This is a genomic window from Microbacterium sp. zg-B185 (assembly GCF_030246885.1).
Taxonomy (GTDB): domain Bacteria; phylum Actinomycetota; class Actinomycetes; order Actinomycetales; family Microbacteriaceae; genus Microbacterium.
Window position 1 is genome coordinate 2,328,759 of record NZ_CP126739.1, and the last position, 18,160, is coordinate 2,346,918.

The 18,160-nt window shown below is 62.4% G+C and carries 9 protein-coding genes; 3 read left to right on the forward strand and 6 right to left on the reverse strand.

Annotated features, from left to right (window positions below):
- Nucleotides 1-67: 67 nt before the first annotated feature.
- From QNO12_RS11265 to QNO12_RS11275, 3 genes are all read right to left on the reverse strand, one after another.
- Nucleotides 68-2,041, reverse strand: a complete 1,974-nt coding sequence (locus QNO12_RS11265) for a hypothetical protein (protein WP_257503324.1) — start codon at nucleotides 2,039-2,041, stop codon at nucleotides 68-70.
- A 68-nt stretch (nucleotides 2,042-2,109) separates the two neighbouring features.
- Nucleotides 2,110-3,288 (reverse strand): hypothetical protein, encoded by a 1,179-nt coding sequence (locus QNO12_RS11270; RefSeq protein WP_257503325.1) that lies wholly within the window; start codon nucleotides 3,286-3,288, stop codon nucleotides 2,110-2,112.
- 463 nt (nucleotides 3,289-3,751) lie between these two features.
- Entirely contained in the window at nucleotides 3,752-6,397 is a 2,646-nt protein-coding gene (locus QNO12_RS11275) for an AAA family ATPase (RefSeq protein WP_374761041.1), read from the reverse strand.
- A 1,368-nt stretch (nucleotides 6,398-7,765) separates the two neighbouring features.
- Between QNO12_RS11275 and QNO12_RS11280 the strand changes: the two genes are divergently transcribed.
- The 3 genes from QNO12_RS11280 (at nucleotide 7,766) to QNO12_RS11290 (ending at nucleotide 11,353) form a co-directional block, all read left to right on the forward strand.
- The gene (locus QNO12_RS11280) at nucleotides 7,766-8,938 is read left to right on the forward strand and encodes a restriction endonuclease subunit S (protein ID WP_257503327.1); all 1,173 of its coding nucleotides are present in this window, start codon (nucleotides 7,766-7,768) and stop codon (nucleotides 8,936-8,938) included.
- 188 nt (nucleotides 8,939-9,126) lie between these two features.
- Nucleotides 9,127-10,488, forward strand: a complete 1,362-nt coding sequence (locus QNO12_RS11285) for an AAA family ATPase (RefSeq protein ID WP_257503328.1) — start codon at nucleotides 9,127-9,129, stop codon at nucleotides 10,486-10,488.
- Nucleotides 10,489-10,642: 154 nt separating this feature from the next.
- Nucleotides 10,643-11,353 carry an HNH endonuclease family protein gene (locus QNO12_RS11290; protein ID WP_257503329.1) on the forward strand — a complete coding sequence of 237 codons (711 nt, stop codon included), beginning with the start codon at nucleotides 10,643-10,645 and terminating at the stop codon, nucleotides 11,351-11,353.
- Nucleotides 11,354-11,699: 346 nt separating this feature from the next.
- Here QNO12_RS11290 and QNO12_RS11295 read toward each other — a convergent pair whose 3' ends face one another.
- Genes QNO12_RS11295 through QNO12_RS11305 form a run of 3 tightly spaced genes read right to left on the reverse strand, consistent with a single transcriptional unit; the run spans nucleotide 11,700 to nucleotide 18,084 of the window.
- Nucleotides 11,700-14,816, reverse strand: coding sequence for a type I restriction endonuclease subunit R (locus tag QNO12_RS11295; RefSeq protein ID WP_257503330.1), 3,117 nt, complete (start codon nucleotides 14,814-14,816; stop codon nucleotides 11,700-11,702).
- On the reverse strand, nucleotides 14,813-16,024 hold the full coding sequence (locus QNO12_RS11300; RefSeq protein ID WP_257503331.1) for a restriction endonuclease subunit S: 1,212 nt from the start codon (nucleotides 16,022-16,024) through the stop codon (nucleotides 14,813-14,815). The genes QNO12_RS11295 and QNO12_RS11300 overlap by 4 nt, the downstream gene beginning before the upstream one ends.
- A complete protein-coding gene (locus QNO12_RS11305; protein WP_257503332.1) occupies nucleotides 16,021-18,084 on the reverse strand; it encodes a type I restriction-modification system subunit M in 2,064 nt (687 codons plus the stop codon). Before QNO12_RS11305 ends, QNO12_RS11300 begins: the two co-directional genes overlap by 4 nt.
- Nucleotides 18,085-18,160 lie beyond the last annotated feature (76 nt).

Sequence of the window (18,160 nt, forward strand, 5' to 3'; positions counted from 1 at the left end):
GGCGGCACCGACTGTCGACTCGGCTAGCGGGCGGACTTGTTCGCCGTGCGAGAGCGCGCACCGTATCTCATGCTGCTCGCGCTCGAGCTGCATCGGCAGCCTCGCCCGAGTGCAGTGCGAAGTCGTCTTGGATCTTCAGCAAGAGCGCGAGCGTCAGTCGGAGCAATTGCATGTACGCCTCCCGGTGAGCTTTTTCGTCGCGAGGGTTGGGATTCGTGCCGTGGAGGTATCTGTTACGCAGATCGTGTCCGTCAGTGAACTCGCTCTTGTTGAGGACGAAGTTGAAGTAGCTCGCCTCGGCCGGGCTGAGCAGAGTTGAACTGAAATTGAGCCACCCCTTTCCAGCCAGGTCTTCAGCGGCGGCCTCTTCCCGCTGGTAGTGCCCGAAGGGGCCTGCCTCATACGTGTTGATGTCCTTCAGGACAAGGATCTTCGGCAGAGAACTGAAGCCGACGGTGCCGTCGTCGACCGACACAAGGCCAGCTGAAACAAGCCAGTCGACGGGCCCTGTTTGATAGTGGTGCAGGTCCTCGTAATTGACGTGGTTATCCAGGACCAACTGCACGAAGCTTGGCGCGCGGAGGTCGCTATTGATGAAGTTGATTCTCGCCTGATCGCTGAAAAGTAGTCGCAGGGCGGTGTCGCAGTCTTCGTTGCCGTTCTTGAGTAAGTACTTTCGCTTGACGAGGCTCGGGATCTTCTCCCAGGGGCGCGGCGCAGATGTCATCTCGAGCAGCTCCCGGTCGATCTCGCCGTCTTCGCAGTAGAGGGTGAACTGCTTGGCGATGCTCTCCATCTCCGCGCAGAGGTGCCGGCATCGTTCGAGGAAGGTCCCGGTCGCAGTCGAGGGTGCGAAATCAAAGCCCGTGATCCCGAAAGCCTCGGCGATGTAGTCGCCAAAGTACCAGGCGATGACATCCTCGACCTTCGTCCCCTCCTTTAGCAGGAAGTCGTAGTAAGCCTCGGTGGCGAGGATCGTCAAGCTGTCACGGTGTTTATACGCGGCCCCTCGCGGGTACGTGTCCTTCCCCGCTACCCGCAGTCCTTCCAACACGCCGATCTCGCTCCGGAACGAAGGCAACGCCAGGAGTCCTCGCTCGTGCATGTATCCGATGATCGTCGTGAAGTTGGCCAGAACCTGGTCCCGACCCATCGACGACTTCAGATACCGGCCGCCGAATGTGCGCTGATAAAGCCGCCTGGCACCAGCGCGCTCGACCCGATCCCGCAGCGGTTCCTCTTGATCCGGGTCAATCCCGACCGCGTAACTGATGCCGCTGACCACGTTCGATCTGTCAGCGAAAAGCGCTTGGGTGAGCTCGACCACGCGGCGCTGTGCTGCGAGCCTGACCTTCGGGGTGAGTCCGATGCCAGCGTTGTCGTGCGCATTTGCGATGGCTTCGATGTAGTTGAGATGAGGCGATTCGCTATCGATGTATTTCTTGAGCATCTGCTGCGAATCGTCAGCGCTCAGGGTCTCCGGCAAGAAGCACACGCTGGACCCGCTCCGCAGCAAGTGAGCGTTCACCAGGAGCTCGCCGTACCTGGCATCGGACAGCAGCATCGCTCGGAGTCGCCCGTCGTGCCCCTTCACGAACGATTTGTCCCCGAGCATCGCCCATAGCGGTACGCCTGCGCTAACGAGCGCATCGAATAGCCGTTGCCCACCCACGTTCCTAGCAATCTTGAATCTGCTGATCAACTGGAGCAGATCATGCACGTACTCGCGGTCGAAGCCGGCCAACTGCTCGACGACGTTCGTGTCGTCGATCGTCGCGAAGAAGCCAGCGAGCTGTCCACGGAGCGCTTTGGCCCGCGACGCGAGCGTCGCACGTTCCTGCGGGGTGAGAACACTCGGGAGGATGTCGTGCCTCTCGAACTCAAGCGCATTGTGGATCTCGAGAGCATCGTTGAGGGAAGCGATCCTCCCAGCCTCTGGCTGCGCCCTGAGCAAGGCCACGGCCTCCTCTGCGATCACATAATTCGCGAGATCGCCCGGACCGTAGAACTTGATCCGATCGCGTGGCGCTGGTTCTTCCATGAGCCGAGATTATCGGCCGTGTCTCGCAGGGGGTCTACTAGGGTGCGGCAATACTTCCGCTTTGCGCGCTACCGCGGAAACGGCTCTCCTTGGGGCCAGGGCGCCGGGAGAGAGTAGAAGTCGCACAACTCCGCTGCGGGATCGATGTGACGGATGCGATCATCAGCGAGCTCTGCGGATCGCCAGATCGGAAGTGCCGTGATCTCGTCCGCGGCGAGCGGGTGGTGCCACAGTTCCGGTACTTCCTGCGTGACGCGCCACGGAGCGATGCTGTGAGCGAGGAGTACTCCGCTCACATGGGTGTGCTTCCAATCGCCCAGTGAACCCCAGTACCCATCGCGAGCGCGGACGGAGCGGGCATCATTGGAGTCGTTGGGGTTGAACTGGATCTGCCAAGTGCCGTAGAGGGCACTGATCGCGTCTTCCTCATCATGGAACGGGGTACCGATCATTACCGCAATCAGAAGGGGTGCATCGAGCGCGCCGTACGCGTTCCCCTTTGATCGAATCGTTTGGCGCAATTCTGACGCGTCATCGAGCCACTGGGCCTCCCCAGAACCGAACACGCCGAGCACTCGATGATCCGGCGCGCCACGCGCGTCTGCGCGCACGGCAATCGGGCGGAAGCAAACCCGCCAGCCTTGCTCCTCCCACAGGAAGTACTCGCCAGCCCGCTCGCGACCCAGCACGAGCTCAGTCGCATCGGGGTCCAGACCGGCGAGCCAACGCTCAAGATCCCGCCTCAACCGGCTGGTTGCCGGGGCGTCTGACCCGATGACCTCTACATCGATCGAGAGGAAGAAGTTGGGACTATGAATACGGTCTACCGCGTCGTAGAGGTCTTGCCGCCGGGCGATCGCCCCAGTACCCGTCGCAGCGCCGAAGATGCAGGTTGCCTCGACATAGAAGCGCTCTTCACCGCGCGTCACGCGGAAGTCGGGAGGGCGGGGCCCTTCGACCGACGGATGCAGCTCGACTTCGTAACCCGCTCGCACGAAAGTCTCGTGAAGGTACAGTTCCCAGAAGGCGGCTCTCGATTGGCGGTCGCTAGAGGAACGCAGACGCGCCACGATGTCTCGCCTGGCCGCATCCGGGACGCGTGAAGCCCAGTCTTCGACGAGGTCTCGAATCTGGTCCCAGTACCCTCCCGCAACGCGATTGAGGAACGCCGCCGAATCCTCCGAGTGCGACGCGGGACTCGGATCAGTTCGCTCACGATCGTCGAAGACGGGATTGAGTGATGTCACCCCACGATCCTCCCGGAACAGTCCGACACCGCGGCGTCTGACCCCAGCCTGCGGCCCCCGGTTACCGCCCGCATGTCGGTCCCTCCGCGCACGGATTCACGCGCATCGTCTAAGAGGCGCCATGACGTCGCTCGAACCCGCGCTTCCTTAGTAGATCGACCAGTATGTCGGTCACTGAGATCCCGAACTCCACGACGTCAGCCAAGAGGTCAGCATCCGTGGTCACATCGAGAATTTCACCATCCGGCGTGCTCCTGCTCGTGCGGATACCGCGGAGCATCACAGTGAGCGTCTGCGCGTGCGCGTACCTCGAGCAGATCGTCCACCAGTATGCAAGATCTTTGCCTGCTGGTCCGAGGTGGTTTCGCGCTGCATTAACGACAAAAGACGGCGTCAGCCCCTTCTTGTCCCGGATAGCCCGCCCGAAGGCTTGCGCGCTGCGCCCCCGCGAAATCGAACGCCGCTAGATCCCGATCCCACGCGCGGCATTCGGCGACCCAACAACCGGCCCCGTCCACATCGCCAAGTCGCGGGCTCGCGCCGCGCGCCGCATCTCCGCCTGGGCCGCGCGCACAGCGTCCTGCATCGTCAGCTCCGGCGTGCCGCGCTGCATCGATTCGGCGAGACACTCGCGGGCGGCGGTATCCGTCCGGGCGACCACGATCGCGATGTTGTGCACCCGCCCGCGTGTGAGGCCGACGTACAGGCCCGCCGCGTCCACGTTCGGCCCGACCACTGAGGCGTCGGCAGTGTCGCCCTGCACGCCATGCACTGTCGACGCGTAGGCGAGCTGCAGGTGCTCACGCGCATACTCGGCAGACACCCGCCGGAACTCGCCGCTGTCGCCAACCGACACAAGATCGACAAACTCCTCGCGGATTTCCCGCACGATCCACTGCGCACGATTCTCGACGCCCGTGAGCCGGTCGTTACGGCGGGTCTGGACGGTGTCGCCGACGAGGATGCGCTGCTCCCCCATCCCCCACGCGGCCGCGGCGGGATCCAGCTCGCCGTGATCGACTCGCCGCTGCTGGATCGCGTCGTTGATGGCATCAGCCTCAGCGTTGGTACCGGAAACCAACGTCACCCGCTTGCCACGCGCGTGCCACTCGAAATAAGCGTCGATCATCCGCTCACGGGCTGCATCATGATGATCGACCCGCACGACATGACCGCGTTCCGCCAGCTCACCGGCGACCGGCAGCGCATGCTCGCGGTCGCTCGTGTTGCGCAGCCGCAGCGTGAGCGCCGCGTACTCGGCATCCCGGAACCGATGCACCGTGTCGAGCTCGACCGCGGCATTTGCGTGCCGAATCGCCGAACCCATGGCACCGGAATGTCCGACCGGCAGCGCCTGGTGCGGGTCCCCGACGAACGCGAGCCCTACCCCCTGTTCGATCGCAAGATCGGCGAGCACGTTCGCCGTCTGCAGATCGACCATGCCCGCTTCATCGACCACAATTCGATCGCGAGAACGCAACACATACTGCGCCGGCCCGCCATACGCGACGCCCGTGCTGGGGTCGATCTCCCCCACGCGCAGTCGTGACCACACCTTGGCACCAGCCTGATCGGCACCCCACCGGTAGCCGTGGTCGGCGAGCAGCGCATGAATACTGGATGCTGCAGCCCCCACCTCGCGAGACGCCACCGACGCCGCCTTCCGGGTCGGAGCGACGACGAGCATCCGCCGCCGTTGCGCACCGAGCGCTGCGAGCGCAACACGCAGCATCATCGTCTTGCCTGTGCCAGCGGGGCCTGTGACCGTCACGAGCCCGCCAGTACCGGCGATAGCGCACGCCGCAACGCCCTGCGAAGTATCCAGCGTCGAGATGTCCTCGTTGGGCGCGAACCGATACAACTCATTCGGCAGGAGCGAGCGCCCCGGCCGGGCAAGCACATCAAGGCGTCCGGCGAGGCGCACCTTGGCCCGCACTGTCTCGGTCGCCATGAAGGCCTTTACGTGCGCTGGTGGAACGTCGGCAACGAGCCGATAGACGGCCTTCGCGGCGCGCGTCGTTACCTCGACGATCACGTCGTCGAGCTGGTTGCGCTCGACAGCGATGCCCGTCCGCGAGAGTGCGCGTATTGCGCCAGCGCGGATGTCGAATGTGCTGAACCGCCCGCCGCATGATGTGGACCGTTGGTCCGCATCCACAATCGCCGCCGCAGCGAGCAGTTCCAGATCGAGCGCGTGCAGGTCTGTCGAAGCGACTGCAATCGGTGCACGCGCGGTGATCAGGCTCGGATCGATCGCCGCGATCTCGTCACGGACGCGCGACTCCCACGACATCTCGTCGAGGTCAGCCGGCTTGTTCGGTCGCGCCACCGCCCACGCGCGCCGGTCGATCTGATGGAGCAGGTCGACGCTCGGCGCCGATCCCCGGTGCGCCGCCGACCACTCCGCGATCAGACGCGCGCGGTTGGCCTCGATCTGCGCCGAGCGGCGCGAGAGTGGGCGCACGGCGCCGGCGAGTTCGGTGATCTCCCCCGCGTCGTCGAGCGTGTACCCGTGGCGCGCGAGCGCGGCGATCCACGCGGGGTCTGTGCGGGCGGCGAGCTCGCCCTCGGCGTTGACGACGGTGTGCAGCTTCATCGCGACGCGCGAGTCGAGGTTCGACCACTTGCCGTCCGCACCGAGCACCTTGATGTTCAACCACAGGTGACGGTGAATGTGCGGGTCGAGCGCCCGGGATCGACGATGCTGCAGCTCGACGACCTCGATACGCGTGATCTCCTCGCGAACGAGCCCACCATGCCCGCGCCGCGCGTTGAGCTCGATCTGCCACGTCAGCAGGATGCGCTCACGCAGCCGGTCTTGGAGCGCCTCGAACTCGCCCGCGAGCTCGGGATGCAGCAGCGCCGCGATGCTGTACGACTTCGGGTGATTGAGGGTCCCATCGAGCAGCAGGTCAGCGTCGGGGCTCAGCCGCTGGTGGCCTCGCTCCTCCCCCGTGGCCGGGTCGTGCCCGGTAAGCCAGACACGAAGTCCGCCGGCTGTGAGTTCGTCGGACGTGATGACGCCGTTGTCGACGATGAACCGAGAGACGGTTGAATCGGATGCTGCGCCATACGCCTCGAGCGCTTCGGCGCCCGTCGGGTAAGGCATGTGGGCGTCGCATGTGCCCTCGAGAGCGTACGAGATCGCATGCCGAACCCCACGGGATTCGACACCCCTCTTCCATCGCTCCAGCCCTCCGCGCATGGCGCCAGGCTAGGCTAGGTTTTCCGGGTTATCCAGGGATTTTTCTGCGTTGCAGGTAACTGTCGCAAAGTGGTTTCAAAGGGTGTCGTCCACCGCGGGTGCCTGCGTGCATCGTGGTCTATCTGTCGGTGTTCGGGGGTGAGGTCGCATCAGGGCTCAGCGTCGGAGTGATGGCCGGCACCGGGTCGCTCTTCGTCGTCGCCTCCGGGCTTGGATTTCATCGGTCCCTCTCTGTGTCTAGGTTTCCGCGGCCTCCGGCACGGTGTTTGGAGCTAGACCTAATGTGGGCCGCCCGCATCCTGGGATTCAAGGAGAAGGCACAGGAGGGCGCCCGTCGCGAAGCGCAGAAGCGCACAATCAAGCACTGGTGTAAGCATCGACCGGGCCAGCTGCGATTGCCAACTTTTGAGCGTGGAGTTCCCCCGGAGTCGAAGCGCGTGGCCTCGCCTCGATGCTCGTCACGATCATCAGCGATCTTCCGCGGGGCGTGGCGCAAGTGACACATGTCGGAGACAGGCACTTGGTACTGCAGAGACGGTCACTGAGCACCTACTTGACGGACAGCAGCGCCTGACGGCCATGTATCGCGCGCAACGTGACAACGACGAGAAGCAGACATACTTCATCCAGGTGCCAGAGCTCGATGAGGAGCCCCGCCACGACGACGAAGAGATCTCGAAAAGTATCGAACGCCGGTGGACGAACAACAGGTCAACGCGGTTCCCCGGTGTGGGTGGACTCTGCGACGGAGTGCCTCCAGAGAGGTCTTACACCTCTACGACTGCCGACCCTGCGCACGACGAGACCATCGCCTGGGTGGATGCGATAAGGTCAGGTTCCTGGTGGTCGAGGCTCTGCGTTCGCTCGGCGGTGTGTTCAGTTCCCTATGTGACCGAGCGCGAGAGTTCAGCGCGATTCTAGATGGCATGGCGCGGCCCTTTGCTTCGGCGCTTGCTCTCCTCGAGGATGTGAAGCGTGGCAACGACCCCTTCGACTGAGCTGAGATGGCCGCGGGCCTTGCTAGGCGATCTTGGCGCGCTAGTCTCGGGCCAGTCCCCTTCGGCTGACCTACTCAATGACGACGGCAACGGCTGGCCGTACATTAGCGGTCCGCACCAATTCGAGAATGGCGCTTTCAAGATCGAAAGATGGACTAGCGAGCCGACACGTTGGGCTCCGGAACGAAGCATCTTTGTCGTCATGAAGGGGTCCTCTGCTGGCCAAGTGTTGCCTGGGACCGCGGCATGCATTGGCCGTGACATAGCTGCTTTCGTGCCACACGAGCCACTGGACCTCGACTACGTTCGGCTTGCCCTCACGGGCCTCTCACCCGTGTGGAGGCGTGCCGCCCGTGGACACATCCCCGGCATCCGTCGAGAGGACGTTCTCTCAGCAGAAGTTTCGGTTCCTCCGTTCGATGAGCAGCCCGAGATCGCTCGCGCCGCGTTCCGCCTTCTAGCTTCCCTGGACGAGTCTCAATCAGACCTCGAGCAAGCTCTCGTTGAGAGCGTCTCAGAACGCGAAGCGCTCTTTACGCGTGTTCTCCGAGGTTCTCGCCCTGACGAGAGTCGCACACTGATCTCCGTCGGAAACGATAGCGACAGTCCGCTGCTTTCCGAGATCGCCGAACTGAAAACGGGGCATACGCCGAGTCGCTCCAACTCCGCATATTGGAACGGAGGCATTCCATGGTTAGGGATCGCGGACGCGCGAGACAACGACGGCGAGATTGTCACCGAGACCGCACGCACCGTCACCGAGGAAGGAATCGCAAACTCGTCTGCAGTAGTACTTCCCGTTGGCACCGTCTCTCTCAGTCGAACCGCGTCGATCGGCTACGTCGTGCAGCTGGGACTTCCTATGTGCACAAGTCAAGACTTCGCTAACTGGGTTTGCGGAGACGACCTGGATCCGGACTGGCTACAACTCGTCCTGGTCCACGCGAGGCCTTTTCTTCAAACGCTCGGCCAAGGGGCCACGATTCGAACCATCTACATGCGAGAGCTCCGGCGTTTACGAATTGACGCACCATCTTGGGAAGAACAGCAGCAGCAAGCCTTGGAGTTGAAATCGAAGCTGAGAAAACTTGACCAGGCCGCGTCAGTGACCCGCGACGCACTCGGCGCGATTGGGCCTGCCCGCAGACGGGTGATAGCGAACGCGATCGAGGGCCAGACGTCGGCTCAAATCGCATTTGATCCAGGCACCTTACGGCCGGTCGCATTGAATCTACCAGAACGCATTGGAGCGGAATTGGGTAAGCCAAAGAGTCTGCTCGAAGTGGTTCGCGAAAACGCTTCGGGTGTTTCGCCAGAAACGGCATTCAACGACGCTGGGTTCGACGCATCAAGAGCACATCTGTTTTTTGACAGGTTGGCGCAACTGATTGACGAAGGTGTTGTTGCATACGACCACTCGCAGGAGAGGATTGTGGCGGTCCGATGAGGCTTCTACGGGTCCGGCTTCCTCGCTACAAGAATCTCGTAGACTTCGAAATATCCTTCGATCCGGAGTCTCATACAACAGTATTGGCGGGCCTCAACGGCGCTGGTAAGTCGAACCTAATCGAGGCAATTACAACAGTGTTTCGAGACCTTGACTCCAGCGGCGCGCGGTCAGACTTTGATTATGAATTGACGTACCTCATCCGCAATCAGAGGATCGACCTCGCGAACCAGATCAATGGCTCATCCTCCCTGTCGATTGATGGCAAGAAGGCCTCATGGGTATCTGACCTTCGAGGCGTGCTACCCGACACGGTGTTCGCGTACTATTCTGGACCTAGCAACCGCCTTGAGGCGATTTTCGAAAAGCCGCTCGCTAAGTTCCGGGACGACATGATGCGACAGGTTGAAGGGGCGCACCAGCGGATGATCTATGGGCGCCCCATCCACAGTCAATTTGTGCTTCTGTCGTTTCTTGTTGATGGATCCCTTTCTGCGTTCCCATTCCTTGGACGCGAACTCGGAATCACGGGCGTCGAAAGCGTTCTCTTCGTCCTGAAGGAGCCATCTTGGGCCGCCAGCAGGAAGAACAGAAAAGGCAAAGCTGACTTCTGGGGTGCACAGGGGGTCGTACGATCCTTCTTGACCGCCCTTTACGCCTCTTCACTTGCGCCCCTACTTCTGAAGATCAGAGTGACGACCGGTCTTCGCCAGCACAAAGATCTCGATCACCTATTCCTGTACCTGCCGGGTCAAGCGGAGCTTCAAGCGCTGGTCAGCGAGTTGAGGTCGGATGAGTCTCTCTCCGGCGCTCGTCAGCTTTTTACTACGCTCGAGAGTGCCTTCGTGTCCGATCTGATCTCGGACGTCCGGGTGCAACTGACAAAGGGTTCCAGCGGGCAGCGAGTCACCTTCCATGAGCTTAGTGAGGGCGAGCAACAGTTGCTTATGGTGCTTGGTCTCCTCCGATTCACGAAGGAGGAAGAGTCACTTTTCCTTTTGGATGAGCCAGACACACACTTGAATCCGGTGTGGAGTCTACGATTCCTTGACCTAATCGATGAAGCAGTGGGAGACCGACAAGCCACCCAGATGATCATCGCTTCGCACGATCCTGTCGCGATCTCCCTTCTCAAGCGCAATCAGGTCCGTCAACTCTCCCCTAACGCCGACGGAACTGTGCGCGTAGATCAGCCGGAGACAGATCCAGTTGAAATGGGCGTCAGCGGGGTGCTGATGAGCGAATTGTTTGGGTTCCCGTCGATGTTCTCGCCCGCGCGAGTGCGCGACCTTGACCGGCGCAAGCATCTGACGAATCAGGAGAGCCGCACGTCGGAAGAGCAACGAGAACTTGAGGAGCTTGATGAGACACTGGGAAGCGCGACGCTTGCTTCGTTACACCCGGACCCTCTATATGCCCGATTCCTCATGGAATTGGATAAACTCCAGGAAAGGCGCCTTCTCGAATTGCAACCGCTAACCCGGCAGCAGTCGGTGGACTATCAACGTCTGGTGCGAGAAGTGCTGGAGCAGATGGATCCCACTGATTGAGGCGCCCGTGATATATGTAAGCACTTTTGGGATCACCATTCCAGCGGGTTGGCCCAGCCGGGCGGCTGAGGCAACGGCGCATGTGCGAGCTGCCAGCCAGGCAGGCAGTAGCAGGGGGCAAGCTCTGAAAGAGCGGGCGAGTGTGTGGCGAGACATGTCAACCGAACTCGCCAAATGCAGTTCCAACAAGTGCTGGTACTGCGAGACGAGAGTTGTCAGAGACGACTTCTATGTCGAGCATTACCGACCGAAGGGGCGAGTAGACTCGCTGCCCAGTCACCCCGGCTATTGGTGGCTTGCCTTTGACTCCTCCAACTATCGCTTCGCGTGTAAGTATTGCAACGAGCGTCGAGTGGACGCACTTGGGGGAACCAGTGGCGGCAAGCTTGATCGATTCCCAATAGTCGACGAAAGCGATCGCGCAGTCGGGGAGGGTGATGACATCGGGAGGGAGTCTCCCGTGCTGTTGGACCCGACCGTACCGACCGATCCCGCGCTTCTTGACTTCGCTACCGACGGCAGGGTGGTGGCAAGCAGCGAAGAGCCAGCTCCTCGCCGGCGAGCGATCGAGTCGATCGAGGCCTATCACCTCGACCACGAACGACTCAACGGGCGACGTGGTCAGGTTGCAAGCGAGGTTGTCAGCGGGATGAATCGCGTTCGACTCACGATGCGACGGTTAGATGAGATCGACACAGCAGACACTGCTCGGCACGCGATCGCACGCTCCGAGTTCACGGAGGCCCTACGGTGGCTTGCGAAATATATGATGCGGGACTCCGAGTACACCGCTGCGGCAAAGGCGATGATTCGTGAAGGGAAACGGGAGACCGAAACGTACTTCGATCAACTCCTCGAGATCTAAAGCGCGAGCAAGAAGGCCGCCTCGGCCAGAGCGCGATCTGCACGGCGAAGGCGGCGGGCACCACCGTCCCCAACGAATCTCTCCGTAGCATTGCGTTCCCCGACTTGCCCCACAATCGCCCTATGCGCGATTACGAAGGCGGGTGCAAGCGCCGGGCTATACTAGCGCCACGGTCACCCAGAATCGCCCCTGTGTTCTACCGGCCCGCGGTAGCGGCGGTCCACCACGCACGCGGTCAATATGCCGCGGTGAGACGTCACCTCAGCATGAGGCCCCGCGAACGAAGATGAGATGCCAGTCGAGGGCCACTTAGAGGGCAATGAGTCGTTGTGAACGCCCCATACGTTCATGCTCGCCCGCCCCAGTCCAAGGACTTCTTCCTCTTCAGGTATTCGTACAGCATGGCTGGCAGCGCCTTCCCCAGCTCCGAGAACAGTCCACTGTCGCCGAGCAGGTCGTCAATGAAGGCGGGCGTTTCCGCTCGCACCTCGACGACGGCTTTCTGGAACGCCTTGGGCAGTGCCGGCGACTCGGCGAACTGCTGTGGAGTGTTGACCTCTGCCTGCTTGGCGAGATCGACGTCGAGTGCGAGCTTGCCGACGATGTGGTTCATGGTGATGTCGATGACGCCGACACCGTACTTGTCGCCGAGGCGTTCGTTGAGCTTGTGGATGATCTCCTCGAGCCCACTGCGGTGTTTCTCGTGGATCGCGCCCGATCCAATCGCCGCGATCGGATCCAGGCCCGGCCCCTGTTCGAGGTTGAGCTTCACAGCGTCGCCGGGGTTGATCTTGTAGCCCACGAGCTGCACCAGCGAGATGTCCACCGGTTCCGCGTAGGTCGCGGTCGACAGCTGGGGCAGGATGCGGCGGAAGAAGTAGTGCCGGCGTGGCAGGTCGGTGTCTTCGAGGTTGCGGGCCTGGGAGATAAAGTCGTAGAACTTCACGAACTGGCCCGCATCCGCCTTGAACAGCTTCAACTCGTCCTGCTCGGTCTTGTCGTCATCAAGCACCGCGGCAATCCACCGCTTGTTGAAGCGGTCCACCGCAGGCGCGGTCGCGGCCGACACCTTCGAGTTCGCATTCAGTCCGCCGGTGAGCGCGGCATCGAACGCCTGCTCGACCTCTGCCATCGTGTAGATCTCGGACGAGTCCAGCTTGCCGACGAGGTCGTAGATCAGGTTCGGGTCCGTCGTCGCGGTCAGCGTCGCCTTCCGGTAGTAGGGCAGGAACGCGTCGAGCACCTCCTGCGGCTCGTTGACGAAGTCGAGCACGAACGTCTTGTCCTTGCCGGGGTGCGTCCGATTCAGCCGCGACAGGGTCTGCACCGCCTGCACTCCGCCGAGCCTCTTGTCGACATACATTGCGACCAGGCGGGGCTGATCGAACCCGGTCTGGAACTTCTCCGCCACGATCATCACGTTGTACGTCGCCGGCTTGAACGCTTCCGCGAGATCGGACTGCGCGCCCGGGTTCTGGGTGCGCTCCGTCAGCCCTTCCCCGACGTCCTCCGGGTCATCGACCGTGCCGGAGAACGCGACGAGTGACCACACACCCAGCACCCCGGCATCCGCGATGTATTTGTCGAGGTACTTCTTCCACCGCACCGCCTCTTTGCGCGACCCGGTGACGACCATCGCCTTCGCCTTTCCGTCCAGCAGCGGCTGCACGAACGCGCGGAAGTGGTCGACGACGATCTTCGCCTTCTGGCTGATGTTCGTTGGATGCAGGCGCACATACTGCACCAGCGCCTTCACCGCCGTCGACTCGTCGACCTCACCGACACCGTCGTAGTCGGAATCGGGATGCTGCAGCTTCCACGCCACCTTGTAGGGCGTGTAGTTCTGCAGCACGTCGAGGATGAACTTCTCCTCGATCGCCTGCTGCATCGAGTACAGATCGAACGGCTCTGGCAAGTCTCCGCCCTCCGGGACCTTGCCGAACAGCTCGAGGGTCTTCGCCTTCGGGGTTGCGGTGAATGCGAAGTACGAGATGTTGGGGGCGGATGCTGTCACCTCCATCGCCCATTGCAGGTAGGCGTCCGAGTCGATCGGCGCACCTTCAGCGACCGCCGCGCGTTCACTCGGCGAGAGCACCTTCGTCAACGCGCCCGCGGTCGACCCGGTCTGCGACGAGTGCGCCTCGTCCGCGATCACCGCGAACCGGCGCCCCTTCAGCTCCGGCAGGGTCTGGATCGCGGTGATCAGCGCCTCGAACGATTGGATCGTGACGATCACGATGTTCTTGCCACCGGTCAGCGCCGCGGAGAGCTGCTTCGATTTCGACTCGCCCGCATCCTTCGTGATCGACTGCACGACGCCGGCCTGCTTCTCGAACTGCGCGATCGCGTCCTGCAGCTGCTTGTCGAGCACCGTGCGGTCGGTGACCACCACGACCGTGTCGAACACCCGCTCGTTCTGCTCGTCGTGGAGCTGCGAAAGGCGGTGGGCGAGCCACGAGATCGAGTTGGTCTTGCCCGACCCCGCCGAGTGCTGCACGAGGTAGCGGTTGCCGTGTCCTTCAGCACGCGCCGCCTGGACGAGCCGCGTCACGGCTCGCCACTGGTGGTAACGCGGAAACAGCATCTTCTCGGTGCGGGTCTTCTTACCCGTGTCAGGGTCGACATCGACCTCGACCTGCAGGTGCACGAACGACCCAAGCAACTGAAGCCAGGTGTCGCGCTGCAGGATCTCTTCCCAGAAGTACGCGGACGCCGAACCGTTCGGGTTCACCGGATTGCCCGCGCCGTGGTCCGCGCCGCGATTGAACGGCAGGAACCGGGTGGACGGTCCGGCGAGCTTCGTAGTCATCCGAACCTCGGAGTTCGACACCACGAAATGCACCAGCGACCGCTTCGCGAACGCGAACAACGGCTCCCCCGCCGGCGACCGGTCGAACCGGTACTGGTTCACCGCGTTGCCGATCGACTGGGTGAAATCGGTCTTCAACTCGATCGTCGCGACCGGGATGCCATTCACGAACAGCACCAGATCCAGCGCCTTGTTCGGGTGCTTCGCCGAGTAATGCACCTGACGCATCACCCGCACCCGCATCTTCGCATACGCATCGAGCGTGTCCGGATTGTTCGTCGTCGCCGGCCGGAACTGCGCAAGCTTGAACTTCACCGCTCCACCGTGCAGCGGCACCATCGAGAAGCCCTCGTGCAGGATGCGAATGGTTCCGCCGTTCCTCAACGGATCATTGTCGAGGAACTTGGCGACGCGAGTCAGGATGCTGCGACCCGCCGCGTTCCGCTGAGCCTCGGTGTCACCGGGGCGGACGACCTTCGCAAACTCGGTCGGCTGCGACTCAGCGAGCCACTCGAGAACGTCCTTGGGGAACAGCGCGAGCTCCCGGTCGTAGCCGGCATCAGTCGCCGAGTACAACCAGTCGGTCGCGGCGAGGTGCTCCGCGATCTCGTTCTCCAGCGCCGACTCCAGATGCGCGCCCGCAACATCACTCACGCCGCCAACCCCACATCGATCATCCCGGTCACAGCCGCCGAGATCAGCGCGGCACGACGCTCCCGTGCCAGCCCGACGCCGTGGCGGGCGGTCTTCATCGCTGCATCGATTTGGTGCGTTTCTGCGTCGAGCCGCGCGACGATCGCCCTCTGTTCGTCCAGCGGCGGTACCAATACGGTGAACGATGCGGCATCGGCCTGATAAATCGTCCGGTGCGTCGACCCGGTCATGAGCCGTTCGAACTCCGGCTTCATGGACTGGAACTGGTACCAAAGGTATTCGGACATCAGACCCTCCCGTGGGACCCAATTCCAGAAGTCTTGGCTGGTCGCCATCGGAACTGACATGATCCCGGCAAAGCCGACCGATGCTGTCCGGGACAGTGCGACGGTGCCGGCGGGCAGAAGTTCGGCAGCCGAATTTGCGAGGCCGACTTCCGAGATCCTCTCGCTGGTCTGACTCATGTTCCGGCGCCCCTGCCGTAGCTGCCACACATCAGCAAGCGTGAACCATGGAATCTCACAGTCCAGCCAGTACTCGGGGTTTTGCCTGCTCGGCGTGTGACCCGTCTTCATCGATGCGAATCGCCGAATGTTCCCAACCTTCCACGTTTCCGGAACCTCGCTGGCCCACTCCAGACCACTCGATTTGAAATTGGCTGTTCGCTCGACACCTCGGCTAACGAACCTTGCGATGACAGCGGCACGCCGTTCCGCGAGGAGGGCGGTGAGCTCCTCGTTCTTGGCGATGAACGCGTCGATTCGCGCCGTTTCCCGATCCAGATAATCCGCGATCGCCCGCTGCTCCGGCAGAGGAGGCACGGCTATCGGTGCCGCCTTGATCGCTGTCGAGGTCATGCTCGGTAGCGCAGTGTCAGTCGCCCAGGCGCCGAACGGAAGGGTGGTTGCCCAGTAATAGGCGAAGCGGGGCAACAGCTGCCGGTCGTCGATGACGCTATAAAACATCGTGTCCACGGTCCAGAACTTTCCCGTGACGTACAACGGCCGATCTATGGTGCCCTTTCGTCCGAACAGCACTGATTCACCATCAAACAGATAGGCGGATGCCCGACGAAACAGGCCCCCGGACCCATACACCGGGTAGCCTCCGTCTTGGACTTCGACACTGGAATAGTCAGCTCCGTTCCCGATTCGAGCCAGGCGCCCAAAAGTCGTTCTAGCCCAGTCAGTGGACGCTGCGGTAATCACCGCTCCACCTCGACGAGCATCGCGCGCAGTTCATCCATTACGGCCTCGAGGTCCCGGTCGATCTCTTCAAGTGGACGCGGGGGAACGTACTTGTAGAAGTGGCGGGTGAAGGGGATCTCCGCACCCTCCTTCGTCTTGGAGTGGTCGACCCATGCATCGGAAGCGTAGGGCAGCAGCTCGCGGGCGACGTAGACGTCGACGTCCTCGTCCCACGGCACGTTCTCGGTGTCGCGGAGTGAGGCATCCGGGTCGGGATTGCCCTTCGCGTCGAGGCACACGTCGGCGGTGTCGTCCTGCTCACCGAGCTCCGTCGTGACGGTCTTCAGCAGCTGAGCGGGGAGAGCGAGGCCCTCGGCCTTGCCGGCATCCTTCAATGCCTTCTGGAACTGCGCCCGGTCCTTCCAGAGCAGCGCGTCGGGCGTTTCGTCTCGCGCCTGCGGCGCTCGCTCAACGAGCGGAGGTGTGGCGGCGAGGTTTTGCAACGTGCGGCGCAGGGCGGCAGCATCCCTATCACTCAGCTTCTCGATCGCCTTCGTCGCCATGACCGCGTCGATGCGTTCGGGGGTCGCCTGCCAGTTCAGCTTGAGCGGGCGCTCGATGGTGATGGTGCGGTAGAGGAACTCCTCGTTGCGGAAGATCTTCGAGTGCTCGCCGGCCTCGAACCCCGCGTACAGGCCGACGATGGTCTCGATGTTCTCCGGGGAGAGTTCGTTGCGTTTGGACCCGAGGCCTTTGCGGAGCTTGGTGAACATATCGCGGCCATCGATCAGCTGCACCCGGCCCTTGCGGTCGGCGGTCTTGCGGTTGGTCAGCACCCAGATGTAGGTGGAGATGCCGGTGTTGTAGAACATGTCCTTCGGCAGCCCGACGATCGCCTCGACGAGGTCGTTGTCTAGCAGCCACTTGCGGATGTTCGACTCCCCGCCGCCGGCGGCGCCGGAGAATAGAGGCGATCCATTCAGAACGATCGCCATCCGGGAACCGCCATCTTCGGGCTTGCGCATCTTCGACACCAGGTGCAGCAGGAACAGCATCGCGCCGTCGCTGACCGAGGGTGTGCCGGGTCCGAAACGCCCGTTGAAGCCGAGCTTGGTGTGCTCGTCGTCGACGTAGGCGCGCTGGTCTTTCCAGTCGACGCCGAACGGCGGGTTGGAGAGGCCGTAGTCGAACTTCTTGTCGTCGAAGTGGTCTTCGGTGAGGGTGTCGCCGAGGGCGATGTTGTCGACGTCCTGGCCCTTGATGACCATGTCGGCTTTGCAGATCGCGTACGAGGCGTCGTTGTAGTCCTGCCCGTACAGGCTGAGCTGGATGCCCGGGTTCATCTTCCGCAGGTACTCGTCCGCGACCGACAGCATGCCGCCGGTGCCGGCGGTCGGGTCGTAGATGGAGCGCACCACGCCCGACTTCGACAGCGCGTCGTCGTCGACTGCGAATAGCAGCTGCACCATCAGCGCGATGACTTCACGCGGGGTGTAGTGGTCGCCGGCGGTCTCGTTCGACTTTTCGTTAGCGAACCGGATGAGCTCTTCGAACACGAGGCCCATCTGGATGTTGCTGACCGTGCGCGGGTGGAAGTCGGCCTGCGCAAACTTCTCCGTCACCACGAACAGTTTGTTCTTCTCGGCCAGCTTGTTCAGCGTCTTGTCGAACTCGAACCGCTCGAAGATGTCGCGGACGTTCGGCGAGAAGCCAGCCAGGTATGACGAGAGGTTCGCACGGAGATCGGCCGGGTCGGCCACGAGCTTGGCGAAGTCGAATGGGCTCGTGTTGTAGAACTGGTGCCTCGACGCGCCGGTTAGCTTGATCGTCTGGAGCATTTCGGGAGCGCCGGCGACGGTCGGCGCGACCTCAAGGACGGCTGCCTTCGTGTCGGCCAAGACGGCGTCGAGCCGGCGGAGCACCGTGAACGGGAGCGCCACCGAGCCGTACTCCGACGGCTTGAACGGGCCGCGCAGCGACTCGGCGATACTCCAGATGAAGTTGACGTGGTTGACCACGAGGGGCACTCCTGCCGCGTAGTAGGTACAGAGGTAGGCATACACGGATGCCGGCAATCTCATCCTGGCTTAGCCCAGGGGCTGCCGCGAACGCCCTGGGCGCGTGTCTGGACGTATTGAATGTTGTCTCAGCGGCCGC

What these genes read in the sequence shown, in the direction of transcription:
- QNO12_RS11290 (WP_257503329.1), top strand. Translation starts at nt 10,643, where the DNA reads ATGTCAACCGAACTCGCCAAATGCAGTTCCAACAAGTGCTGGTACTGC.
- QNO12_RS11275 (WP_374761041.1), bottom strand. Translation starts at nt 6,397, where the DNA reads ATGCCTTACCCGACGGGCGCCGAAGCGCTCGAGGCGTATGGCGCAGCA.
- QNO12_RS11265 (WP_257503324.1), bottom strand. Translation starts at nt 2,041, where the DNA reads ATGGAAGAACCAGCGCCACGCGATCGGATCAAGTTCTACGGTCCGGGC.
- QNO12_RS11305 (WP_257503332.1), bottom strand. Translation starts at nt 18,084, where the DNA reads ATGAGATTGCCGGCATCCGTGTATGCCTACCTCTGTACCTACTACGCG.